Here is a 24,296-nt window from a genome sequence, read left to right as displayed (position 1 = left end):
CAGTCCACAGAATTCAAGGCAGGTGTGTAATGAGCACGATCAACGTCTACCAGCAACGCCCCGGCAACGACGCCAAGGCTGAAACGCCGCTGCACCACGCCGACCTGCCGAGCCTGATCGGCAAGGGTCGAAAAAACGCCGGGGTAACCCTGCGCGAGAAAAAGCTCCTCGGCCACCTGACCCTGCGAGGCGATGGCAAGGACCCGGCCTTTGCCGGCGGTGTGTTCAAGGCACTGGGCCTGGAGCTGCCGGTGGCCCTGACCGTGGTTGCCAACGGCGAGATGTCGCTGCAGTGGCTGGGCCCGGATGAATGGCTGCTGATCGTCCCCGGCGGTGAGGAATTTGCCGTCGAGCAAAAGCTGCGCGACGCCCTCGATGGCCTGCACGTTCAGATCGTCAACGTCAGTGGCGGGCAAACCGTGCTGGAACTGAGCGGCCCCAACGTGCGCGACGTGCTGATGAAATCCACCAGCTACGATGTACATCCAAACAACTTTCCGGTGGGCAAGGCCGTCGGCACGGTGTTCGCCAAGTCGCAACTGGTGATCCGCCGCACCGGTGAAGAAACCTGGGAGCTGCTGATCCGCCGCAGTTTCTCCGACTACTGGTGGCTGTGGCTGCAGGACGCTTCCGCCGAATACGGTCTGAGCATTCAGGCTTAAGGAGCAATGCCATGAGTCGTGCACCGGACACCTGGATTCTCACCGCCGACTGCCCGAGCCTGCTCGGCACGGTCGACGCGGTGACGCGTTACCTGTTCGAGCAGCACTGCTACGTTACCGAGCACCACTCGTTCGATGACCGGCTGTCCGGGCGCTTTTTCATTCGCGTGGAATTCCGCCAGCCGGATGATTTCGACGAGGCCAGCTTTCGCGCAGGCCTGGCCGAGCGCGGCGCGGCGTTTGGCATGCTGTTCGAGCTGACCGCGCCCAAGCACCGACCGAAAGTGGTGATCATGGTCTCCAAGGCCGATCACTGTCTCAACGATCTGCTCTATCGCCAGCGCATCGGCCAGTTGAGCATGGACGTGGTGGCAGTGGTTTCCAACCATCCGGACCTAGAGCCCCTGGCCCACTGGCACCGCATTCCCTATTACCACTTCGCCCTCGACCCCCATGACAAACCGGCGCAGGAGCGCAAGGTGCTGCAGGTGATCGAAGAGTCCGGCGCCGAGCTGGTAATCCTTGCCCGCTACATGCAGGTGCTGTCGCCCGAGTTGTGCCGCAAGCTCGACGGCTGGGCGATCAACATCCATCACTCGCTGCTGCCCGGCTTCAAGGGCGCCAAGCCCTACCACCAGGCCTACAACAAGGGCGTGAAACTGGTCGGAGCCACCGCGCACTACATCAACAACGACCTCGACGAAGGGCCGATCATCGCCCAGGGCGTCGAGGCGGTCGACCACAGCCATTACCCCGAAGACCTGATCGCCAAGGGCCGCGATATCGAGTGCCTGACCCTGGCGCGGGCGGTGGGCTATCACATCGAGCGGCGGGTGTTCCTCAACGCCAACAGAACGGTAGTGCTCTGACGGCCGCCATCGCGGGGCAAGCCCGCTCCCACACCGGTAGGAGCGGGCTTGCCCCGCGATGAGGCCTTCAAGGCAATAACAGATTCCAGTAACACAGCGCCGCCTACGGGCAGCGCACTTTGCACCGCTACATAACAACAAACTTTAGCGAGGTGAAAGCATGTCTGGTAATCGTGGTGTGGTGTATCTCGGCGCTGGCAAGGTCGAGGTGCAGAAGATTGACTACCCGAAAATGCAGGACCCGCGCGGTCGCAAGATCGAGCACGGGGTGATCCTGCGGGTGGTCTCTACCAATATCTGTGGCTCCGATCAGCACATGGTCCGCGGTCGTACCACGGCCCAGGTCGGCCTGGTGCTGGGCCATGAAATCACCGGCGAAGTCATCGAGAAGGGCAGGGACGTCGAGAACCTGCAGATCGGTGACCTGGTTTCGGTACCCTTCAACGTCGCCTGCGGCCGCTGCCGCTCATGCAAAGAGCAGCACACCGGCGTCTGCCTCACCGTCAACCCGGCCCGCGCCGGCGGTGCCTATGGCTATGTCGACATGGGCGACTGGACCGGAGGCCAGGCCGAATACGTGCTGGTGCCTTACGCCGACTTCAACCTGCTGAAACTGCCGAACCGCGACAAGGCCATGGAGAAGATCCGCGACCTGACCTGCCTGTCGGACATCCTCCCTACCGGCTATCACGGCGCGGTGACGGCCGGGGTTGGCCCGGGCAGCTCGGTGTACATCGCCGGTGCCGGCCCGGTGGGCCTGGCTGCAGCGGCGTCGGCGCGCCTGCTGGGCGCTGCGGTGGTGATCGTCGGCGACGTCAACCCGGTGCGCCTGGCCCACGCCAAGGCCCAGGGTTTCGAAATTGCCGACCTGTCCCAGGACACCCCGCTGCACGAGCAGATCGCCAACCTGCTGGGCGAGCCGGAAGTCGACTGCGCGGTCGATGCCGTGGGCTTCGAAGCCCGTGGCCACGGCCATGCCGGTGCCAAGCACGAAGCGCCGGCCACCGTGCTCAACTCGCTGATGGGCGTGGTGCGGGTTGCCGGCAAGATCGGTATCCCTGGCCTGTACGTCACCGAAGACCCGGGGGCGGTGGATGCCGCGGCGAAGATCGGCAGCCTGAGCATCCGTTTTGGTCTTGGCTGGGCCAAGTCGCACAGCTTCCACACCGGGCAGACCCCGGTGATGAAATACAACCGCCAACTGATGCAGGCGATCATGTGGGACCGCATCAACATTGCCGAAGTGGTGGGTGTGCAGGTGATCAGCCTCGACCAGGCACCTGAAGGCTATGGCGAGTTCGATGCCGGCGTGCCGAAGAAATTCGTCATCGACCCGCACAAGCTGTTCAGCGCTGCCTAAAAACATCGCGGGGCAAACCCGCTCCCACTGTGCCTGTGGGAGCGGGCTTGCCCCGCGATAGAGGTCTGTCGGTCACATCGCATCGCGGGGCCAGCCCGCTCCCACCGGGAACAAGGGAACAATCCCCCGCGCACAAGGTCGAAACCTCGTTTTCCCTGCCTTAACGGCTGACGAGGTATTTCGATGAAACGTTTCGCACTGGTCACCCTGGTGGCCCTGGCTGCCACTCCGGTATTCGCAGGCTTCAGCCTCAATGACGCGGCCAATGTCTACAACGCCGCCAAGGGCAACAGCGGCGATGCCGCGGTACAGGCCCCCGCTGCTTCGGCGAACCTGCTCAATACCCTCGGCAGCGAACTGAAAGTCACCCCCGAACAAGCCATCGGCGGCACCGGCGCATTGCTGGGCCTGGCCAAGAACCAGCTCAACAGCGGCGATTACGAGCAACTGAGCAAAGCCGTGCCCGGCCTTGACCTGCTTTCCGGCGAGAAGGCCCTGGGCGGTTTGAACGGTCTGGGCACGCTGCTGGGCAAGAGCGACAAGTCCTCCGCCCTGAGCAATGCCCTGGGTAATGTCAAAGACACCAATGACCTCAACAACGCCTTCAGCGCGCTGGGCATGGACACCGGCATGATCGGCCAGTTCGCGCCGTTGATCCTGCAGTACTTGGGCCAGCAAGGCGTCGGCGGCTCGCTGTTGCAGAGCCTGGGCAGCCTGTGGGGCACAGGGGCGGGCGTGCCTTCCGTGTAAGCCAGCTATTTGCGCGGGCGGGGCGGTGTGCTATATGTCCCGCCCCGTTTTACAAGGAAGTGTGATTCGCCATGTTCATGGACGCCCTGAAGATGTCTTTGCCTGCCGACGCCGTGCTCGGCTTTGTGGTCTACATGCTCGGCGCCGCCGTGCTGTTCGGCCTCTACGCATTCATCTACACCCGCCTGACCCCCTACAACGAATTGCGCTTGATCCGCGAAGGCAACAATGCCGCCGCCATTGCCCTGGCCGGTGCCTTGATCGGTTTTGCGATTCCGGTGGCCAGTGCCATTTCCCATTCGATTTCGCTGCTCGACTTCCTGCTCTGGGCGCTGATTGCCGCAGTGGTGCAGTTGCTGGCGTTCGTGGTGGTCAACCGCTGCGTCAAAGGCATGGCTGAACGGGTTGCCCGCCAGGAAACCGCCTCGGCCATTTTGCTGGCCGCCGTGTCCATTGGTATTGGCCTGCTCAACGCCGCCTGCATGACCCCCGCCGCCTGATCAGGGACGATCGACAATGAAACGCAGCAAAACCATTCGCCTGGTCGCCCTCGGCAGCCTGCCGCTGGTGCTGTCCGCCTGTGGCGACCGGCCGACCAAAATCATCAGCGAAACCAAGCGCTACCAGGACGTCGACTATTGCGTCATGGACGGCAAGCCGCGCCAGGTGTGCCAGCAAGCCTGGGTCGCCGCGCAGAACCACCATGCCGCCAACGTCCCGCGCTTTTTGACCGCCGAGGCCTGTGAGGCGGTCTATTTCAAGTGCGATTTTCGCCGTTACGCCAACAACTACGTGCCGCCGATGGAAGGCTTTGCCCTGACCACCGAACGCCAGGTGTACGCCGACGATGAGGACAACAGCAGCAGTTCGTCGACCAACAGCTCATCGTCGAGCGGCGGCTCCGGCGGCGGTCGTCGCTATTACGAGTACACCGACACCGATGCGCGCTATTCGACCGAGGCGATCTATCACGAGCGCGACGGGCGCAATGCGTTCAAGGTCAGCACCCTGACCGAGCAAGTGGCAAACCACAATTACTACGCCGGCCTGGACACCTCGCACCCGGCCTCGCAGCCGTTCAGCGAAGCCGCGCAGCATGCGGCGGCGAGTGGCGGCGGTAGCGCCGTTGCCGGCAGCGACCCGGCGCACGTGGGCAGCGCCCATCCGGCGATTATCCCCGTGGCCCAGTCAAACAAGCTGATCAGCTCGGCCCGGCCGTTCGCGGTGGGTACCCACAACGGTTTTGTCTCGCGTGCTTCGGGGCGTGGCGGCTTCGCTTCCTGAACGAGGTCAGCCGATGAAACGCAGCAAATCCCTGCGCCTGCTGGCCTTGGGTAGCCTGCCGCTGGTACTCAGTGCCTGCGACAACCAGGTGGCAACAATCAAGCCGTATAGCGAGGTGCGTCACCATCAAGGGGTGCAGCAGTGCATTGGCAGTGGCACCCGCGCTGAAGCGTGCAATGAGGCACGGGATGTCGCGCAGCAGCTGCACTATGCCCACGCGCCGCGCTTTGATGACCTCAACGCCTGCCAGCTGCGCTTTGAGCGCTGCCAGCAGGTCGAGGGCAACGGCTTTTTCCTGCCGGCCATGGACGGTTTCAACCTGACCACCGAGCGCCAGGTCTATGACGACGGGGTGCCGATCGACCAGGCGCACTGGACCAGCCTGCGCTACGTCGATGCCGCACCGCGTTACCTGGCGGAGCCTGTGTACCGGGCGCGCAAGGGCCGCGAGGCGTTTGTCAGCAGTGCATTGAGCGAGCAGGGCAGGGCCGACGTGGCGCCTGCCCAATTGCGTGTTTTCGGCGGTAACAGCTATGGCTCGACGCGTTGGTTGACCCTGGATAGCAACGGGTTCAACAGCCGCTCGTCGCTACGCGGCTACAGCACCTGAGGATTGCAGATGAAGCGAATTTCCATCGCCCCGCGCCCGGACTGGCGCGCCACCGCCGAGCAGTTCGGCTTCAATTTCCACACCTTCGGCGACGAGCCCTACTGGGACGAGTCGGCCTATTACCAGTTCAGCCTGCGGCAGATCGAAGACGACCTCGAGGAGCCCACCCGCGAACTGCATGAGTTGTGCATGGCGCTGGTGGCCGAGGTGGTCGACAGTGAAGAGCTGCTCGAGCGCCTGGCGATCCCGCCACCGTACTTCGATTTGATCCGCCGCTCGTGGCGCGACGGCCACCCGCATTTCTACGGGCGCATGGACCTGTGTTACGACGGCAAGGGCCCGGCCAAGCTGCTGGAGGCCAACTACGACACGCCGACGTCACTCTACGAAGCCAGTTTCTTCCAGTACCTGTGGCTGGAGCAGCAGATGCAGCGCGGCATGCTGCCGGCCGACGCCGACCAGTTCAACAGCCTGGAAGACAAACTCACCCAGGTGATGGGTGCTAATACCTTTGCCACGCCGTTCTACTTTTCTTCGGTGAAAGACTCGATCGAAGACCGCGGCACCGTCGAATACCTGCGCGATATCGCCCTCGGCGCCGGGCTCGATGCGCGCCTGGTAGACATGGAAGACATCGGCCTGAGCCGCGGCGGGCGTTTTGTCGATGATGTTGGCGCACCGATCCCGAGCCTGTTCAAACTCTACCCCTGGGAAGACATCTTCCATGACCCCTACGGCCCGGCGATCGCCACCAGCGGTACCTTGTTCGTCGAGCCGCCGTGGAAGGCGATCCTTTCCAACAAGGGCATGCTGGCGCTGCTGTGGGAGCGCCACCAGGGCCACCCGAACCTGCTGCCGGCGTTCATCGAGCAAACCCCGGGCGCGCCCCTCGACAAGGGCTGGGTGCGCAAGCCGTTCTTCTCGCGCGAAGGCGCCAACATCGAGATCCACACCGCCAGCGGCAAGCGGGTGGTCGAAGATGGCCCGTATGGCGGCGGGCCGAGCATCATCCAGCAGTTCCAGGCGCTGCCGCGCTTTGGCGACAGCTACACGGTGATCGGCAGCTGGGTGGTCGGCGACCTGCCGGCGGGCATCGGCATTCGCGAAGACAACTCGCTGATCACCAAGGACAGCAGCCGCTTTTTGCCCCACGCGATCATCGACTGATCAGCGCAGCTCGGCGCGCAAGGCCTCGATGCGGGCGTCCTTGGCGTGCCAGAGCTGGTTGACCCAGTCCTGCACGGTCTGGCGAAACACCGGGTCGTTCTCGTAGTCGCCGCTCCACAGTGCCGGGTCCAGCTCATGCACCTGGATGTCGATGATCACCTTGGGCAAATTGCCGCTGAGCAGGTCCCAGAACCCTGGGGCCTTGTCGCCGGGGTAGACGATGGTGACATCCAGCAGGGCGTCGAGCTGTTCGCCCAGCGCCGCCAGCACGAAGGCCACGCCGCCGGCCTTGGGCTTGAGCAGATGCTTGAAGGGTGACTGTTGGGCGGCGCGCTTGGCCTCGGTGAACCGCGTGCCTTCGAGGTAGTTGACCACGGTCACCGGCTGGCGCTTGAACAGCTCGCAGGCGGCCTTGGTGATTTCCAGGTCCTGGCCCTTGAGCTCGGGGTGCTTGTCGAGGAAGGCCTTGCTGTAGCGCTTCATGAACGGGTAGTCCAGCGCCCACCAGGCCAGACCCAGCAAGGGTACCCAGATCAGCTCCTTTTTCAGGAAAAACTTGAAGAACGGTATGCGCCGGTTGAGCACCTGGATCAGCGCCGGGATATCCACCCAGCTCTGGTGATTGCTGACCGCCAGGTACGAGGTGTCGAGGCGCAGGTCGGCGGCGCCGCGCACGTCCCAGATGGTCGGGATGCACAGGCGGAAGATCAGTTTGTCGATTTCGGCCCAGGTTTCGGCGATCCACATCACCGCCCACGAGGCATAGTCGCGGTAACGGCCGGGCAGGACCAGTTTGAGCAGGGCAAAGACCATCAGCGGGCCGATCAGGACCAGGGTGTTGAGCAGCAACAGCAAGGTCACAAGAATGCCCGTCAGCAAGCGGCGCATAAGAAAGCTCTTATATTCAAGTAAGCGGTCGGCAATGATAAGCACCCGGTCGGCGTACGCCAAATGCTCCGGTCTGCTCCCGCCGGACAAATGTTTCACATTGTGTTGAATAAGCTATTGGCGCGAACCTATCCTGCCTTCGCAGTCTAAACACTGTCTTATCTCAAGGAAGCGGATCCTGTGAAATCGGTACTTGCACTGCTGTCCCTGTTAGCCCTGCCGGTCCTGGCCGCCGAGCCGACCCTGTATGGCCGCTACGAATACATCAAACTGCCGGAAGTCGGTGGCCAGACCTTCAAGGCCAAGATGGACACCGGCGCGCTGACCGCTTCGCTGTCGGCCAAGGACATCGAAACCTTCACCCGTGACGGCGAAGAGTGGGTGCGCTTTCGGGTCGCCACCAAGGACGCCGACGGCAAGGTCTATGAACACAAGCTGGCGCGCATCAGCAAGATCAAGAACCGCGCCGATGAAGACGAAGACGGCGAGGGCGCCGAGATCAGCAAGCGCCCGGTGGTCGACCTGGAGCTGTGCCTGGGCGACGTGAAACGCACCGTCGAGGTCAACCTGACCGACCGCAGCAGTTTCAACTACCCGTTGCTGATCGGTGCCAAGGCGCTGCGCGAGTTCAAGGCGGCGGTAAACCCGGCGCGGCGCTTTACCGCAGACAAGCCGAGCTGCTGAGCAGCTCACTAGCTGCAAGCTTTAAGCGACAAGCTGCAAGAAAAAGCGGTTCAGTGTAACTTCACGCGATCCGCTTCTTCTTGAAGCTTGTCGCTTGAGGCTTGCCGCTCCAGATGCCCCACATTTTAATTGTCGAAGACGAAGCGGCCATCGCCGATACGCTGATTTTCGCCCTGCAAGGCGACGGTCACAGCACCGAGTGGGTGACCCTGGGCAGCGCCGCGCTGGAGCAGCAACGCCAGCGCCCGGCCGACCTGATCATCCTCGACATTGGCCTGCCGGACATCAGCGGCTTCGAGACCTGCCGGCAACTGCGCCGTTTCAGCGAGGTGCCGGTGATGTTCCTCAGCGCTCGCGATGGCGAAATCGATCGGGTGGTGGGCCTGGAAATCGGCGCTGACGATTACGTGGTCAAACCCTTCAGCCCCCGCGAAGTGGCGGCCCGGGTGCGGGCGATCCTCAAGCGCATGGCGCCGCGCGCGGAACCTGTGGTGAGCGCCGCCGAGCTGTTCCAGGTCGATACCCTGCGCATGCAGATCCACTACCGTGGCCAGGCCCTGAGCCTGACCCGCCACGAGTTTCGCCTGCTGCAAAGCCTGCTGGAGCAACCGGAGCGGGTGTTCAGCCGCGAGCAACTGCTCGATGCCGTCGGGGTCGCCGCCGATGCCGGCTACGAGCGCAGCATCGACAGCCATATCAAGAGCCTGCGCGCCAAGCTGCGTGCGGTGGCTGCCGACGCCGAGCCGATCCAGACCCACCGCGGCCTGGGCTACAGCTACAGCCCGAGCCATAGCTGATGCGCCTGGGGATCCGGATTTTCCTGGTGTACTTCCTGTTCGTCGGGCTGACCGGCTACTTCATCCTCAGCACTGTGCGCGAGCAGATCCGCCCCGGTGTGCGTCAGTCCACCGAAGAAACCCTGGTCGACACCGCCAACCTGCTGGCGGAAATCCTCCACGACGACGTCAAGGCCGGCACCCTTGGCCAGAGCCGCCTGCCGGTGCTGCTGCGCGCCTACGGCCAGCGCCAGCCCAAGGCCGATATCTGGGGCTTGTCGAAGAACCAGGTCAACCACCGCATTTATGTCACCGATGCCCAGGGCAAAGTGCTGCTCGACTCGGCCGGCGTGGCGGTAGGCGAGGACTATTCGCGCTGGAACGACGTCTACCTGACCCTGCGCGGCCAATACGGTGCACGCTCGACTCGCAGCAACCCGGACGATCCGGATTCGTCGGTGATGCACGTGGCGGCGCCGATCCTCGATGACGGCAAGATCATCGGCGTGATCACCGTGGCCAAGCCGAACAAATCGCTGCAACCCTATATCGACCGCTCCGAGCGGCGCCTGCTGTACCTCGGCCTGGGCCTGATCGGCCTTGGCCTGCTGGTGGGCGCGGCATTGTCGTGGTGGCTGGCGCGCTCGCTGCGCCGCCTGACGCGCTACGCCCAGGCGGTCAGTGAAGGCGAGCGCACGGCGCTGCCGCATTATCGCGGGGGTGAGTTGTGGCAGCTGGCGGCGGCGGTGGAGCGCATGCGCACCCAGCTTGAAGGCAAGGATTACGTCGAGCGCTATGTGCACACCCTGACCCACGAGCTGAAAAGCCCGTTGGCGGCGATTCGCGGCGCCAGCGAGCTGCTCCAGGGGCCGATGAGCGACGAACAGCGCCAGCGTTTTGCCGGCAATATCGAAAGCGAAAGCGCGCGCATGCAGCAGTTGATCGAACGCCTGCTCAACCTGGCTCAGGTCGAGCAGATGCAAGCACTGGAAGAACAGCAACAGGTGCCGCTGGCAGCATTGGTCGACGAGCTGCTGCTGGCCCAGGGCGCGCGGATCGAAAGCGCCGAGCTGCAGGTGCGTCAGCGTCTGCCGGCGGCCGCTCGCCTGCTGTGTGACCCGTTCCTGATGCGCCAGGCCATCGCCAATCTGCTCGACAACGCCCTGGATTTCACCCCGCCGGGTGGATTGCTGGTGTTCGAGCTGGAACATGGCGATGGCCGCGTGGCCTTGAGCCTGTTCAACCAGGGCGAGTCGATTCCAGACTACGCCCTGGGCCGGCTCAGCGAGCGCTTCTATTCGCTGCCACGACCGTTCAGTGGGCGCAAGAGCACCGGCCTGGGGCTGAATTTCGTCGAAGAGGTGATGCAGTTGCATGGTGGCGCGCTGGAAGTGGCCAACGTCGAGGACGGCGTGCGCGTACGGTTGTGGCTGCCGGCCAAGCGCCTGGGCTGAAAACTTCACAGAGTCTGCACACAGACTCCACATAAGTCCCCAAGGGCTCCATTTCGTTTGCGCAGACTCTGCCCATCGAAACCGGAGTCCTGTCCATGCACCGCAAACTGAGTTACAAACTGGCCGTGATCGGCTTTCTGATCGTATTGCTGCTGATCCCGTTGTTCATGATCGGCGGCTTGATCCAGGACCGTCAGTACCAACGCGATCGCGTGGTGCGCGACATTGCCGAAAGCTCAAGCTTCGCCCAGCAGATTACCGGGCCGATGCTGGTGGTGCCGTACCGCAAGATCGAACGGCGCTGGAAGACCGAAGAGGGCAAGAGCTTCCAGGAAATCAGCCAGGTCAACGGTCATTTGTATTTCCTCCCGGAAACCTTCGACCTCAACGCCAGCATCGACACCGAGCTGCGTTCGCGCGGTATCTACGAAGCGCGCCTGTTTCACGCCAATAGCCACATCAACGGCCATTTCGAGATCCCGGCCAACTGGGGCATTACCGAGGACTTCGAGGATTACCGCTTCGAACCTGCGTTCCTGGTCGTCGGTATCAGTGACATCCGCGGCATCGAAAAAGGCCTGCAACTGCAGCTCAACGACCAGCGCCTGGACTTTGCCGCCGGCACCAAGCTGGGCTGGATGAGTGGTGGTGTGCACGCGCTGTTGCCCGGTGTCGATGGCAAGGTCGCCAGCGTGCTCAACTATGCCTTCGACCTCAGCCTGCAAGGCACCGAACAGCTGCAGGTGGTGCCGGTAGGGCGTAGCACCAGCGTGGCCATGGCCGCCAACTGGCCGCATCCGAGCTTTGACGGCAACTACCTGCCGGTCAGCCGCAAGATCGATGCCGGTGGTTTCTCGGCGCGCTGGCAGACCTCGTTCTTTTCCACCAACCTCGAAGACGCCCTGACCCAGTGCGTGGTCAACGACAAGTGCAATGCCTTCAATGGTCGCGCTTTCGGGGTCAGCTTCATCGACCCGGTGGACCAGTACCTCAAGAGCGAGCGGGCGATCAAGTATGCGCTGCTGTTCATTGCCCTGACCTTTGCCGGCTTCTTCCTCTTCGAAGTGCTCAAGGGCCTGAGCGTGCACCCGATCCAGTACGGCCTGGTGGGCGTGGCCCTGGCATTCTTCTACCTGCTGTTGCTGTCGTTGTCCGAACACCTGGGCTTTGCCATGGCCTATGCCTTGTCGGCGAGCGGTTGTGTGTTGCTGATCGGCTTCTACCTGTGCCACGTGCTGCACAGCGTGTTGCGCGGCATGGGCTTTGCCCTGGGCCTGGCGATGCTCTACGGCATGCTCTACGGTCTGCTGACGGCCGAGGATTACGCCTTGCTGATGGGTTCGCTGCTGCTGTTCGCGCTGCTGGGTGTGTTCATGGTCCTGACCCGTCGCCTGGACTGGTACGGGGTTGGCCAGGTGAAACTGTCGTGAGCGGCTTGCGGGAGGAGAGGTATCTGGGGGCTGTGCTGGCGATGAAAATCGCCAGGCTGTTCGTGCGCTGGGAGGCAGAAGTCAGCATCGCGGGGCAAGCCCGCTCCTACCACGCACGTAGGAGCGGGCTTGCCCCGCGATAAGGCCGGCTCAGACAATCGAAGGGTCAGTCGCGCGCATCGATTCACGCAGGCAAACCTGCGCATACCACCCCGCCAGCTGCGGCTGTTGCTCACGCCAGCCGAAGCCGGGGAAGCGCAGGTCGAGGTAACCCAGGGCGCAGGCCACACCGATGGCGGCGATGTCGAAGCCTGAGGCAAGGTCGGCGAAATGCTGCTGCTCAAGGTTGCTCAGGCCACGACGGATCTTGTCCTGCTGCGCCTCGATCCAGCTGTCCCATTGCTTGTCCTTGGGCCGCAGGAAGGTTTCGTAACGGGTCAGCACCACGGCATCCATGATCGCATCGGCCAGCGACGCCAGGGTCAGGCGATGCCAGCGCGGCCAGCCGTCACGGGGGATCAGCGGGTTGCCGACATGCTGCAGGTCGAGGTATTCGCAGATCACCCGGCTGTCGTGCAGCACGCTGCCGTCAGCCAGGCGCAGGGCCGGGATCTTGCCGGCCGGGTTGCCCTGGTTGAGCTCGGCCACCGGATCGACCGGGGTGAGGTTGACGGTCTGCAGTGCCACCCGGTCGGTTTGCCCGGTTTCGTGCAGCACCACCAGGACCTTGCGCACGAACGGCGAGGCCGGCGAATGGAACAGGGTCATGCTTGGTGCGGACATGTCGATCCCTCAGTTGCCTTGCAGGCTCGGTGGCAGGCAGACACCGGTACCGCCGATGCCGCAGTAGCCGTCGGGGTTCTTGGCCAGGTACTGCTGGTGGTAGGCCTCGGCAAAGTACACGGTCGGCGCCTGCTCGATCTCTGTGGTGATCTCGCCGAAACCGGCTTTGCTCAGTTCGGCCTGGTAGGCCTGCTTGCTGGCCAGTGCCTCGTCCAGTTGCTGGGGGCTGGTGCAGTAAATTACCGAGCGGTACTGGGTGCCGATGTCGTTGCCCTGGCGCATGCCCTGGGTCGGGTTGTGCAGTTCCCAGAACATCGCCAGCAGCTCTTGGTAGCTGACCTTGTCCTTGTCGAACACCACCAGCACCACTTCGGTGTGGCCGGTCAGGCCCGAGCAGACTTCTTCGTAGGTCGGGTTGGGGGTGAAACCGCCGGCATAGCCGACCACGGTGCTGACCACGCCTTCACGCTGCCAGAAGCGCCGCTCGGCCCCCCAGAAGCAGCCCAGGCCAAAGATTGCGAAGTCGATGGCGCCTTCGAAGAACGGGCCGAGCAGCGGGGTGTCCTTGAAGACAAAATGCTTCTCGGGCAGGCTCATCGGGGTTTCGCGGCCAGGCAAGGCCTGTTCGGCAGTGGGCAGGACGTTTTTGTTCACCAGAATCTCCGAGCGCAGGACCATGATCGTTCCTCTGCTGATTGGGGTAGGCAAGGCTGGTCCCATCGCGGGTCAAGCCCGCTCCCACTGTGGGAGCGGGCTTGACCCGCGATGGGACCCGAATGAACCTATATTGCCCGAGACAAACGCCGCTGTCAGGCGATAGGGCCACGCGGATAGCGTTTGAGTTTGGTGATCAGCTCGCTGCCCGGAATCGGCCGGTCGAACAGGTAGCCCTGGCCGACATCGCAGCGGTGGCGACGCAGGAAGGCCAGCTGCTCGGCGGTCTCGATGCCTTCGGCCACCACCTTGAGCTTGAGGTTGTGGGCCATGGCCACCACCGCCGAGGTAATCTCCATGTCGTCCTGGTTGTCGGGGATTTCGTGGATGAAGCTGCGATCGATCTTGATGATGTCGATCGGGAATTTCTTCAGGTAGCTCAACGACGAATAGCCGGTGCCAAAGTCGTCCATGGCCAGGGTCAGGCCCAGTTGCTTGAGCTGGTCCAGCTGGCGGTGAGTGTCTTCGGTGGCTTCCAGCAGCAGGCCCTCGGTCAGCTCCAGCTCCAGCAGGTGCGGGGGCAGGGCTTCTTCCTTGAGGATATTGGCGATCGAGGCGACCAGGTCCGGGTCGGAAAACTGCTTGGGCGAGAGGTTGATCGCCACCTGCAGGTTGCCCAGGCCCTCCAGGCGCAGCGTCTGGCTCATCCGGCAGGCCTGGCGGGCGATCCACTTGCCGATGGGGATGATCAGCCCGGTCTCTTCGGCGACGCTGATGAACTGGTCGGGGCGAATCATGCCCTTTTCCGGGTGGTTCCAGCGCAGCAGCGCTTCCAGGCCCAGCAGGCGGCCGCTGCGCAGGCACAGCTTGGGCTGGTAGAACACGTCCAGCTCGTTCTGGGTCAGGGCGCGGCGCAGGTTGTTCTCGACGAACAGCTTGTAGCTGGCCTCGGCATTGAGCGCTTCGGTGAACACCTGGACCTGGTGCTTGCCGTTGGCTTTGGCCTTGTGCAGGGCAAGGCCTGCGTTCTTCATCAGCGTCTGCGGGTCGCGCCCGTGCAGCGGCGCGCAGGCCAGGCCCACGGAGCCGGTGACGTTGATCAGCTGGTTGTCGACGAACATCGGTTTGTCGAGGGTGCGCAGCAGTTGCTGGGCCACCTGCTGGCCGCTTTCAAGGTCGGTGTCTTCGAGCAGCACGGCGAATTCGTTACTGGCAAAGCGCGCCAGACTGCCGCCGGGGCTCAGGCTGTTGCGCAGGCGCCGGGCCAGGCTGATCAGCAGCTTGTCGCCGGTCTGGTGGCCGAGGCTGTCGTTGATCCGCTTGAAGTTGTCGATGTCCACCAGCAGCAGGCTGATCGGGCTGTCGCTGTCACGGGCGAAGCGCTCGTCGAGGTTGCGGATGAACGCCGGGCGGTTGCCCAGGCTGGTCAGGTTGTCGGTGTAGGCCAGGCGCTCGATGCGCTGCTGGGCCAGCTTGCTCTGGGTGATGTCTTCGTAGATGCCGATATAGTGGGTCAGTTCGCGATTGTCGCCGAACACCTTGGAAATCGACAGCTGGCCCCAGTAAGGCTCGAGGTTCTTGCGCCGGCTCTTGAACTCGCCTTGCCAGCTGTTGCCCATGGCCAGGCTCGACGGCGCGTCGAACAGCAGCTCGCTGAGGTTTTCCAGCGCCGGCAGCTCCGACAGGCGGTGGCCGTGGACTTCATCGGTGCTGTACTGGGTGATGGCGGTAAAGCTTGGGTTGACGTACTCGACCACACCGTCGCGGTTGACCAGCAAGAAGGCGTTGGCGCTTTGCTCGACGGCGCGCTGGAACAGGTGCAGGGCATTGGTCGCGGTGCGCCGGTTGTGGTTGTTGATGACCTGGGCGAACTGGTCGGCCAGCTCGCCAGCAAAGGCGATCTCATCGGTTTGCCAGGCCCGCGCCGAGCCGGTCTGCTCCAGGCACAGCACCCCGACCACCTGGCCATCGATGCGGATACTGGCATCGAGCATGGCGTTGATATCGCGTGGGCGCAGGCTCTCGGCCATGTCGCGGGTGCGCGGGTCGTGGGTGGCGTTGTGGGCGTCGATGGCGCGGCTGGTGTGCAGCGCTTCAAGGTAGTCGGGAAAACGGCTGGCGTCGATGGGCTCGGGCAGGCGGTATTCCTGGGTCGAACGGTAGAACGCCGAAATCGGCTGCAGTTGCTGCTCTTCCAGGTACCAGATGCTTGCGCAGTCGATCTTGTAGATCTCGCAGGCACTGCGGGTGATAAGCTCGGCGGCTTCGAGCAGCGAGTTGCTGGCGCTGTAGCGATGGCGCGCCAGGTGCAGGATCAAGTCCTGCTGGGCGCGCACTCGCTCCAGGTGCTCGAGCTGTTCCTGCTGGGCCCGCTGGTTGAGCTGCAGGGCGATCTGCAGGCGACTGTTGCGGGTTTCGAGGTCGGCGGCCGACAGGTCCGGGGTATCTCCCGGCTGGCTGTCGAGGACCATCAGGTAACCGCGCAGCAGCTGGCGGTTTGTGCTGCTTGTAGGCTTCGCCCAGCTCCAGCAGGTGCAGCGGGCCCTGGCCGGTGTGCAGGGTGTAGCGCACCAGGTAATGCGGGCGCTGGGCCAGTTGCAGCTGGATGGCGTCGTGCAGTTTGTAGCGCGCTTCGGGCTCCATCAGGCTGGCGTAGGGCGAGCCGACCAGGGCGCAGAGTTCGACGGCGGCCAGGCCAAATTGCCGTTTCGCAACCAGGGTCCAGATAGAGCAGCGCCCAGCTCGCCTCGTTCAGCCGCTCGAAACGCAGCATCCCGAGCCGCGAGGGCACGGGCAACTGCGTCACGACCTCGGCCACCATACGGCTGGCGGCATCAGGTTGGCTTTTCATCGAGAGCTCGCTTCAAGAAGGCTGTTCGCGCAAATAGAGCAATCTGCTACTACGCGTGTCGGCAAGGTTGCATCATGCGCTTGAGGCTGACAAGCGATACAGAGACCTCCGTACTAACTGTGTCGGCATTGGCGTAGGAATCTTAAGTCGGACACAGCGCATCGCGGGCTCAGCCCACTTCCACAGGACCTTTCCAGCAGATAAAAAAAAGCCCCGCCAAAATGACGGGGTTGAGGTACGAGCGTGGCAGCTCGAAAAGGGAGCCTGTCTCCCCGGCAGGGGAGACAGGAAACAGCAATTACAACAGCATGGTGCGGATGTCGGTCAGCAGGTCGCCCAGGCGCTTGGTGAAGCGCGCGCAGCAGCAGCACCGTTGATCACGCGGTGATCGTAGGACAGCGACAGCGGCAGCATCAGCTTCGGCTGGAAGGCTTTACCGTCCCAGACTGGCTGGATGGTTGCCTTGGAGACACCGAGGATCGCCACTTCCGGCGCGTTGACGATCGGCGTAAAGCCGGTGCCGCCAATGTGGCCGAGGCTGGAAATGGTGAAGCAGGCGCCTTGCATGTCGTCGGCCGAAAGCTTCTTGGTCCGGGCTTTTTTCTGCCAGGGCCGCCGCTTCGCCAGCCAGTTGCAGCAGGCTCTTCTGGTCGACGTTCTTGATCACAGGGACCAGCAGGCCGTCCGGGGTATCCACCGCGAAGCCGACGTTGACGTACTTCTTGCGGATGATCGCCTTGCCGCTAGGGGCCAGCGAGCTGTTGAAGTCCGGCAGTTCCTTGAGCAGGTGCGCGCACGCCTTGAGCAGCAGTGGTAGCACGGTCAGCTTGACGCCAGCCTTCTCGGCCACGGCCTTCTGGGCTACGCGGAAAAGCTTCCAGCTCGGTGATGTCGGCGCTGTCGAACTGGGTCACGTGCGGCACGTTCAGCCAGCTGCGGTGCAGGTTGGTGGCGCCAACTTGCATCAGGCGGGTCATCGGCACTTCTTCGATTTCGCCGAAGCGGCTGAAATCGACTTCCGGGATCGGCGGGATGCCAGCACCACCGGTGGCACCGGCGGCTGGAGCTTCCTTGGCCTTCTGCATCATGGCCTTGACGTAAACCTGCACGTCTTCCTTGAGCACACGACCGTGCGGGCCGCTGGCGGCAACCGCGCTCAGTTCGACGCCGAACTCACGGGCCAACTGACGCACGGCAGGGCCGGCGTGAACCTTGGCACCGCTTGGTGCAGGGGCAGCGGCAGGCGCCGCTGCGGCCTCGGCTTTGGCAGCCGGAGCAGGTGCAGCAGCAGGTGCGGCTTCAGCCTTGGCGGCCGGGGCAGCAGCGGCAGGCGCTGGCGCCGGGGCAGCAGCGCCCTGGACCTTGAGCTTGAGGATGAAGTCGCCAGTGCCGACTTCGTCTTCAAGCTTGACGCCGATGCTTTCCACTACGCCGGCAGCCGGCGACGGGATTTCCATCGAGGCTTTGTCCGATTCCAGGGTGATCAGCGACTGGTCGGCTTCGACGCTGTCGCCGACCTTGACCAGCAGCTCGATGATCTTGGCCTTGCCCGAGGAGCCGATGTCCGGAACATGAATGTCCTGAACGGTTGCGGCAGCCGGTGCCGCGGCCGGGGCCGCCGGGGCCGGGGCAGCAGCAGGTTTTTCTTCGCCAGCAGGCGCTGCGGCAGGGGCGGCAGCCGCTGGGGCCGCAGCAGCGGCGCCCTCGACTTCCAGCTCCAGCAGTTCGTCGCCTTCTTTCAGACGGTCGCCCAGCTTGACTTTCAGGCTCTTGACCACGCCGGCCTTGGGAGCAGGGATTTCCATGCTCGCCTTGTCCGATTCCAGGGTCAGGATGCTCTGGTCGGCTTCGATACGGTCGCCAACTTTGACGAACAGCTCGATGACTTCACCTTCACCGCTGCCGATGTCAGGTACGCGAATGAGTTCGCTCACTTAAAAATACTCCTCAGCAGTCCAGTGGGTTGCGTTTGTCCGGGTCGATGCCGAACTTGGTGATGGCTTCAGCCACGACCTTCGGTTCGATATCGCCACGGTCAGCCAAGGCTTCCAGGGCAGCCAGCACCACGAAGTGGCGGTCGACTTCGAAGAAGTGACGCAGCTTCTTGCGGCTGTCGCTGCGACCGAAGCCATCGGTACCCAGGACTTTGAACTCTTTGCTCGGAACCCACTGGCGAATCTGCTCGGCGAACAGCTTCATGTAGTCGGTGGAGGCAATGACCGGGCCCTTACGGCCAGCCAGGCACTCTTCGACGTAGGTAACCTGAGGTTTCTGACCAGGCTTGAGGCGGTTGCTGCGCTCTACGGCCAGGCCGTCGCGACGCAGTTCGTTGAAGCTGGTAACGCTCCAGACGTCGGCGCCAACGTTGAACTCTTCACGCAGGATCTTCGCCGCTTCGCGAACTTCACGCAGGATGGTGCCGGAGCCCAGCAACTGAACGTGGTGCGCCGCTTCGCGGGTGTCTTCCTCGAGCAGGTACATGCCCTTGATGATGCCTTCCTCGACACCGGCCGGGATGGCTGGCTGCTGGTAGGACTCGTTCATCACGGTGATGTAGTAGAAGACGTCCTGTTGCTCTTCGGTCATCTTCTTCATGCCGTCCTGGATGATCACCGCCAGCTCGTAGCCGTAGGTCGGATCATAGGTGCGGCAGTTCGGGATGGTCGCGGCCAGCATGTGGCTGTGACCGTCTTCGTGCTGCAGGCCTTCACCGTTGAGGGTGGTACGGCCGGCGGTACCGCCGATCAGGAAGCCACGGGTGCGGCTGTCGCCAGCGGCCCAGGCCAGGTCGCCGATACGCTGGAAGCCGAACATCGAGTAGAAGATGTAGAACGGCAGCATCGGCTGGTTGTGGTTCGAGTACGAAGTACCGGCAGCGATGAAGGAGGACATGGCGCCTGCTTCGTTGATGCCTTCTTCGAGGATCTGGCCCTTCTTGTCTTCGCGGTAGAACATCACCTGGTCTTTATCGACTGGCTCGTAGAGCTGGCCGACGGAGGAGTAGATGCCCAACTGGCGGAACATGCCTTCCATACCGAAGGTACGGGCTTCGTCCGGGATGATCGGGACGATGCGCTGGCCGATTTCCTTGTCCTTGACCAGTTGCGCGAGGATCCGCACGAAGGCCATGGTGGTGGAGATTTCACGGTCGCCCGAGCCGTCGAGGATCGCCTTCAGGGTTTCCAGTGGCGGGGTCGGGATGCTGAAGCTCTTGGCGCGGCGCTGCGGCACGAAGCCACCCAGGGCGCTGCGGCGCTCGGCCAGGTAACGGGCTTCGGCGCTGCCTTCTTCAGGCTTGAAGAACGGCAGGTTTTCCAGCTCTTCGTCCTTGACCGGGATGTCGAAACGATCGCGGAAGTGACGCAGGCTGTCGACGTCGACCTTCTTGGTGTTGTGCGCGGTGTTCTTGGCTTCGCCAGCACCGGTGCCGTAACCCTTGATGGTCTTGGCCAGGATGACGGTCGGTTGCTCTTTGTGGTTGACCGCCTGGTGGTAGGCCGCATAGACCTTGTACGGGTCGTGGCCGCCACGGTTGAGCTTCCAGATCTCGTCGTCGGACAGGTCGGCGACCATGGCCTTGAGTTCTGGGGTGTTGAAGAAGTGCTCACGGACGAACGCGCCGTCCTTGGCCTTGTAGTTCTGGTACTCGCCGTCGATGACTTCGTCCATGCGACGCTGCAGGATACCGTCGACGTCCTTGGCCAGCAGTGGGTCCCAGAAACGGCCCCAGACCACTTTGTTGACGTTCCAGCCACCACCACGGAACACGCCTTCGAGTTCCTGGATGATCTTGCCGTTGCCGCGAACCGGGCCGTCGAGGCGCTGCAGGTTGCAGTTGATGACGAAGATCAGGTTGTCGAGCTTCTCGCGGCCAGCCAGCGAGATTGCGCCCAGGGATTCCGGCTCGTCGCACTCGCCGTCGCCCATGAAGCACCAGACTTTCTGCTTGCCTGCAGGGATGTAGCCGCGGCTTTCCAGGTACTTCATGAAGCGTGCCTGGTAGATCGCCTGGATCGGGCCCAGACCCATGGAAACGGTCGGGAACTGCCAGAAGTCAGGCATCAGCCATGGGTGCGGGTACGAAGACAGGCCCTTGCCATCGACTTCCTGGCGGAAGTTGTTCATCTGGTCTTCGCTGATGCGGCCTTCCATGAAGGCGCGGGCGTAGACGCCAGGCGAGGCGTGGCCCTGGAAGAAGATCAGGTCGCCGCCGTGTTCTTCGGTCGGAGCCTGGAAGAAGTAGTTGAAGCCGATGTCGTACAGGGTGGCACTGGAGGCGAAGCTCGAAATGTGGCCGCCCAGGTCCGAGTCTTTCAGGTTGGTGCGCATCACCATGGCCAGCGCGTTCCAACGGACCAACGAGCGAATGCGGCGTTCCATGAACAGGTCGCCAGGCATGCGTGCTTCGTGGGTAACGGGGATGGTGTTGCGGTATGGCGTGGTGATGGCATATGGCAGCTGAGAGCCACTACGGGTGGCCAGCTCGCCCATACGGGTCATCAGGTAGTGAGCGCGGTCTTCGCCTTCTTTGTCGAGAACCGACTCCAGGGCGTCCAGCCATTCCTGGGTTTCGACGGGATCGAGGTCTTGCATGGCTTGCTCCAGGGCGGAAAGGCTTCCAGAATCGGTTGCCTGAGTTTGCGACTGGCCTTTTGGGCAGACGACATAAAATTCTTGGATTACCGGAGAGTGTACCGGCGTTGTGTAGTTTTACTACAAATGAATCACCATTTCATGCTTTTGAAGTGATCGGGCAGTAGTAAAACTACACAAAAATGGCTCGTGGCCGCAGTTCGGGTTGTGGGAAAAATCGATACCGGTGGTTAAAAACAAGTTAAGAAAAGGTTTGCTGCGATGGTTTCTGCCAGAAAATCAGTTTTTACAGCTATTTCTAACTTTTGTACGACAGTCCAGCAGTGGTCGGTAGGAGCGGGCTTGCCCCGCGAAGCGATTTTCCTGAAAAAGCCCAATCGCGGGGCAAGCCCGCTCCCACTCGCCAATCTTTTCTCGCCGATCAAGGATAGACCATGAGCCTGCCTTTGCTGGCCGAACTGCCGGCCACCCTCACTGCCTTGGTCAGCCGTAACGAGCAATCGTTTCGTGCGGCTGTCGCCCTGCAGCCAGAACTGTCTGTTGCTGACTGGAGCGCCGAACGCTGGGCGCAGTTCGCCCGGGTGACTGCGGCCAGTGATTTTGCCCTTGAACAGGTGCTGCGCGACCCGGCGATGCTGGTCGATCTGGCCGCCAGTGGCGAACTCGACCGGGCCTTTGCCGCGGGCCAGTTGTGCGCGCAGATCGCTGCCGCCAGCCAGGCCGCCGAGAGCGAGGACGAACTGGCGCGCAACCTGCGCCGCCAGCGCAGCCGCCAGCAGGTGCGGATCATCTGGCGCGACCTGACTCGCCAGGCCGACCTGGTGCAGACCTGCCGCGACCTGTCCGACCTTGCCGACGCCTGTATAGACCAGGCCTACAACTGGCTGTACCCGCGCCATTGCCAGCAGTTCGGCACGCCGATCGGCCATCGCAGCGGTGAGCCGCAGCACATGGTGGTGCTGGGCATGGGCAAGCTCGGCGCGGTGGAGCTGAACCTGTCGTCGGACATCGACCTGATCTTCGCCTTCCCCGAAGGCGGCGAAACCGAAGGGGTCAAGCGCTCGCTGGACAACCAGGAGTTCTTCACCCGCCTGGGCCAGAGGCTGATCAAGGCCCTCGACCCGATCACCGTCGACGGCTTTGTATTTCGGGTCGATATGCGCCTGCGCCCGTATGGCTCGGCCGGCGCCCTGGTGCTCAGCTTCAATGCCCTGGAGCAGTACTACCAGGACCAGGGCCGCGACTGGGAACGCTACGCGATGATCAAGGCGCGGGTGGTGGCCGGTGACCAGGTGGCAGGCGCGCAGTTGCTGGACCTGCTGCGGCCCTTCGTTTACCGGCGTTACCTGGATTTCTCGGCGATCGAAGCATTGCGCACCATGAAGCAGCTGATCCAGCAGGAAGTGCGGCGCAAGGGCATGGCCGAGAATATCAAGCTGGGTGCCGGCGGCATCCGCGAAGTCGAATTTATTGCCCAGGCCTTCCAGTTGATTCACGGCGGGCGCGACCTGAGCCTGCAGCAGCGGCCGTTGCTCAAAGTGCTGTCGACCCTCGAAGGCCAGGGTTACCTGCCGCCGGCGGTGATTGCCGAGCTGCGCGAAGGCTATGAATTCCTGCGCTATACCGAACACGCGATCCAGGCGATTGCCGACCGCCAGACCCAGATGCTCCCGGACGATGAACTGGACCGCGCGCGCATCGCCTTCATGCTTGGCTTTGCCGACTGGCCGAGCTTCCATGCCCAACTGATGCACTGGCGTGGGCGCATCGACTGGCACTTTCGCCAGGTGATTGCCGACCCGGACGAAGACGAGAATGAAGAAGGCGAAGTGATTGTCGGCGGCGAATGGCTGCCGCTGTGGGAAGAAGCCCAGAATGAAGAGGCCGCCTGCCGTCAGCTGCAGGACGCCGGTTTTGCCGACCCGCAAAAAGCCCTCAAGCAACTCGCCGGTTTGCGTGTCAGCCCGCAGTTGCGGGCCATGCAGCGCCTGGGGCGTGAACGTCTGGATGCCTTTATTCCGCGCCTGCTGGCCCAGGCGGTGGAGCACGCCGACCCGGACCTGGTGCTGGAACGGGTGTTGCCGCTGGTCGAAGCGGTAGCCCGGCGTTCGGCCTACCTGGTGTTGCTCACCGAAAACCCCGGCGCCCTGCGCCGTCTGCTGACCCTGTGCGCCGCCAGCCCATGGATCGCCGAGCAGATCACCCGCTTCCCGCTGCTGCTCGATGAACTGCTTAATGAAGGCCGCCTGTTCAGCCCGCCGCAGGCCCCGGAACTGGCCGCCGAGCTGCGCGAGCGGCTGACGCGCATCCCCGAGGACGACCTCGAGCAGCAAATGGAGGCCCTGCGCCACTTCAAACTGGCCCACAGCCTGCGCGTGGCCGCTTCAGAAATCGCCGGCAACCTGCCGCTGATGAAAGTCAGCGACTACCTGACCTGGCTGGCCGAGGCGATTCTCAACCAGGTGCTGGCCCTGGCCTGGCGCCAGACGGTCAGCCGTCACGGCCAGCCCAAGCGCAGCGACGGCAGCCTGTGCGACCCGGGCTTCATTATTGTCGGCTACGGCAAGGTTGGCGGCATCGAGCTGGGCCACGGCTCGGACCTGGACCTGGTGTTCATCCACGACGGCGACCCGCAGGCCGAAACCGATGGCGCCAAGCCGATCGACAGCGCGCAGTTCTTTACCCGCCTGGGCCAGCGCATCATTCACCTGCTGACCACCCAGACCAACTCCGGGCAGCTCTACGACGTGGACATGCGCCTGCGACCTTCGGGTGCGTCGGGGTTGCTGGTCAGCTCCCTGGGCGCCTTCGAGCGTTACCAGCAGAACGAAGCCTGGACCTGGGAGCACCAAGCCCTGGTCCGCGCCCGGGTGCTGGTCGGTTGCCCGCAGGTGGGCACGGCGTTCGAGGCGGTGCGCGCGCGCATCCTTGGCCAGGCCCGCGACCTGCCCAAGTTGCAGGCCGAGGTCAGCGAGATGCGTGCCAAGATGCGCGATAACCTCGGCACCAAGCTCAGCGCCGCCGGGACTGCGGCCAATGCTTTCGAGGCCGGCGTGCCCTTCGATATCAAGCAGGATGCCGGTGGTATCGTCGATATCGAATTTATGGTGCAATACGCCGCTTTGGCCTGGTCTCACGACCATCCGGCACTGCTGCGCTGGACCGACAACATCCGCATCCTCGAAGAGCTTGAGCAGGCCGGGCTGATGCCCGCCAGCGATGCCGTGCTGCTGCGCGAGGTGTACAAGGCGTTCCGTTCCGCCGCGCACCGCCAGGCCCTGCAAAAGCAGGCCGGGGTAATCGATGCCGGGCAGTTCGTCCAGGAGCGCCAGGAGGTGCGGCGGATCTGGTCGCAGCTGGGTTTGAGTTGAGCCATCGGCCAGGCGGTTCAGGCACCAGGACGCCTGCCACGACCACAGTACAGCCCGAGTGGCGTACACTGGTCGACATATAGCCTGAATATAAAGAGGGGAGGCCAGGC

Annotated in this window: 17 protein-coding genes and 2 pseudogenes; 13 read left to right on the top strand and 6 right to left on the bottom strand. The window is 63.2% G+C overall.

Going from position 1 to position 24,296, the window contains the following annotated elements:
- Positions 1-29 precede the first annotated feature (29 nt).
- From LOY34_RS25225 to LOY34_RS25190, 8 genes are all read left to right on the top strand, one after another.
- Complete coding sequence (locus tag LOY34_RS25225) at positions 30-662, top strand: sarcosine oxidase subunit gamma (RefSeq protein ID WP_093378763.1); 633 nt, start codon at positions 30-32, stop codon at positions 660-662.
- An 11-nt stretch (positions 663-673) separates the two neighbouring features.
- Positions 674-1,531 carry a formyltetrahydrofolate deformylase gene (gene purU / locus LOY34_RS25220; protein ID WP_093378767.1) on the top strand — a complete coding sequence of 286 codons (858 nt, stop codon included), beginning with the start codon at positions 674-676 and terminating at the stop codon, positions 1,529-1,531.
- A gap of 160 nt (positions 1,532-1,691) precedes the next feature.
- The gene (fdhA, locus tag LOY34_RS25215) at positions 1,692-2,891 is read left to right on the top strand and encodes a formaldehyde dehydrogenase, glutathione-independent (protein ID WP_045199135.1); all 1,200 of its coding nucleotides are present in this window, start codon (positions 1,692-1,694) and stop codon (positions 2,889-2,891) included.
- A 183-nt stretch (positions 2,892-3,074) separates the two neighbouring features.
- Positions 3,075-3,641 carry a DUF2780 domain-containing protein gene (locus LOY34_RS25210; RefSeq protein WP_045199137.1) on the top strand — a complete coding sequence of 189 codons (567 nt, stop codon included), beginning with the start codon at positions 3,075-3,077 and terminating at the stop codon, positions 3,639-3,641.
- A gap of 71 nt (positions 3,642-3,712) precedes the next feature.
- Positions 3,713-4,141, top strand: a complete 429-nt coding sequence (locus LOY34_RS25205) for a DUF350 domain-containing protein (protein WP_093378770.1) — start codon at positions 3,713-3,715, stop codon at positions 4,139-4,141.
- Between the two features lie 16 nt (positions 4,142-4,157).
- Positions 4,158-4,925 carry a DUF1190 domain-containing protein gene (locus LOY34_RS25200; RefSeq protein WP_195885191.1) on the top strand — a complete coding sequence of 256 codons (768 nt, stop codon included), beginning with the start codon at positions 4,158-4,160 and terminating at the stop codon, positions 4,923-4,925.
- A 13-nt stretch (positions 4,926-4,938) separates the two neighbouring features.
- Entirely contained in the window at positions 4,939-5,535 is a 597-nt protein-coding gene (locus LOY34_RS25195; RefSeq protein ID WP_195885190.1) for a DUF1190 domain-containing protein, read from the top strand.
- A gap of 9 nt (positions 5,536-5,544) precedes the next feature.
- A complete protein-coding gene (locus LOY34_RS25190; RefSeq protein WP_195885189.1) occupies positions 5,545-6,702 on the top strand; it encodes a glutathionylspermidine synthase family protein in 1,158 nt (385 codons plus the stop codon).
- Here the strand turns inward: LOY34_RS25190 and LOY34_RS25185 are convergent, their stop codons facing one another.
- Positions 6,703-7,590 (bottom strand): acyltransferase, encoded by an 888-nt coding sequence (locus LOY34_RS25185; RefSeq protein WP_045199146.1) that lies wholly within the window; start codon positions 7,588-7,590, stop codon positions 6,703-6,705.
- 180 nt (positions 7,591-7,770) lie between these two features.
- On the opposite strand from LOY34_RS25185, the gene LOY34_RS25180 reads away from it, so the two are divergent.
- From LOY34_RS25180 to creD, 4 genes are all read left to right on the top strand, one after another.
- A complete protein-coding gene (locus LOY34_RS25180; RefSeq protein WP_195885188.1) occupies positions 7,771-8,274 on the top strand; it encodes an ATP-dependent zinc protease in 504 nt (167 codons plus the stop codon).
- Between the two features lie 113 nt (positions 8,275-8,387).
- A complete protein-coding gene (gene creB / locus LOY34_RS25175) occupies positions 8,388-9,071 on the top strand; it encodes a two-component system response regulator CreB (RefSeq protein ID WP_045199148.1) in 684 nt (227 codons plus the stop codon).
- The gene (gene creC / locus LOY34_RS25170) at positions 9,071-10,504 is read left to right on the top strand and encodes a two-component system sensor histidine kinase CreC (protein WP_093378787.1); all 1,434 of its coding nucleotides are present in this window, start codon (positions 9,071-9,073) and stop codon (positions 10,502-10,504) included. Before creB ends, creC begins: the two co-directional genes overlap by 1 nt.
- Before the next feature lie 95 nt (positions 10,505-10,599).
- Positions 10,600-11,934, top strand: a complete 1,335-nt coding sequence (creD, locus tag LOY34_RS25165) for a cell envelope integrity protein CreD (RefSeq protein WP_045199151.1) — start codon at positions 10,600-10,602, stop codon at positions 11,932-11,934.
- A gap of 150 nt (positions 11,935-12,084) precedes the next feature.
- Here the strand turns inward: creD and LOY34_RS25160 are convergent, their stop codons facing one another.
- From LOY34_RS25160 to aceE, 5 genes and pseudogenes are all read right to left on the bottom strand, one after another.
- Positions 12,085-12,717, bottom strand: coding sequence for a glutathione S-transferase (locus LOY34_RS25160; RefSeq protein WP_258664075.1), 633 nt, complete (start codon positions 12,715-12,717; stop codon positions 12,085-12,087).
- 9 nt (positions 12,718-12,726) lie between these two features.
- Positions 12,727-13,395 carry a peptide-methionine (S)-S-oxide reductase MsrA gene (msrA, locus tag LOY34_RS25155; protein ID WP_195885186.1) on the bottom strand — a complete coding sequence of 223 codons (669 nt, stop codon included), beginning with the start codon at positions 13,393-13,395 and terminating at the stop codon, positions 12,727-12,729.
- Positions 13,396-13,526: 131 nt separating this feature from the next.
- Positions 13,527-16,222, bottom strand: a pseudogene (locus LOY34_RS25150) (putative bifunctional diguanylate cyclase/phosphodiesterase).
- A 298-nt stretch (positions 16,223-16,520) separates the two neighbouring features.
- Positions 16,521-18,156 (bottom strand): annotated as a pseudogene (gene aceF, locus LOY34_RS25145) (dihydrolipoyllysine-residue acetyltransferase).
- Positions 18,157-18,169: 13 nt separating this feature from the next.
- Positions 18,170-20,815, bottom strand: a complete 2,646-nt coding sequence (gene aceE, locus LOY34_RS25140) for a pyruvate dehydrogenase (acetyl-transferring), homodimeric type (protein WP_045199161.1) — start codon at positions 20,813-20,815, stop codon at positions 18,170-18,172.
- A 434-nt stretch (positions 20,816-21,249) separates the two neighbouring features.
- Between aceE and glnE the strand changes: the two genes are divergently transcribed.
- Positions 21,250-24,186 (top strand): bifunctional [glutamate--ammonia ligase]-adenylyl-L-tyrosine phosphorylase/[glutamate--ammonia-ligase] adenylyltransferase, encoded by a 2,937-nt coding sequence (glnE, locus tag LOY34_RS25135; RefSeq protein ID WP_195885185.1) that lies wholly within the window; start codon positions 21,250-21,252, stop codon positions 24,184-24,186.
- The last annotated feature ends 110 nt before the right edge of the window (positions 24,187-24,296 follow it).

The sequence above is a fragment of the Pseudomonas sp. B21-009 genome, from assembly GCF_024749345.1.
In the GTDB taxonomy this organism is placed as follows: Bacteria; Pseudomonadota; Gammaproteobacteria; order Pseudomonadales; family Pseudomonadaceae; genus Aquipseudomonas.
The sequence above is the reverse complement of the archived record's forward strand: the minus strand, read 5'-3'. Positions and strand labels throughout refer to the sequence as shown.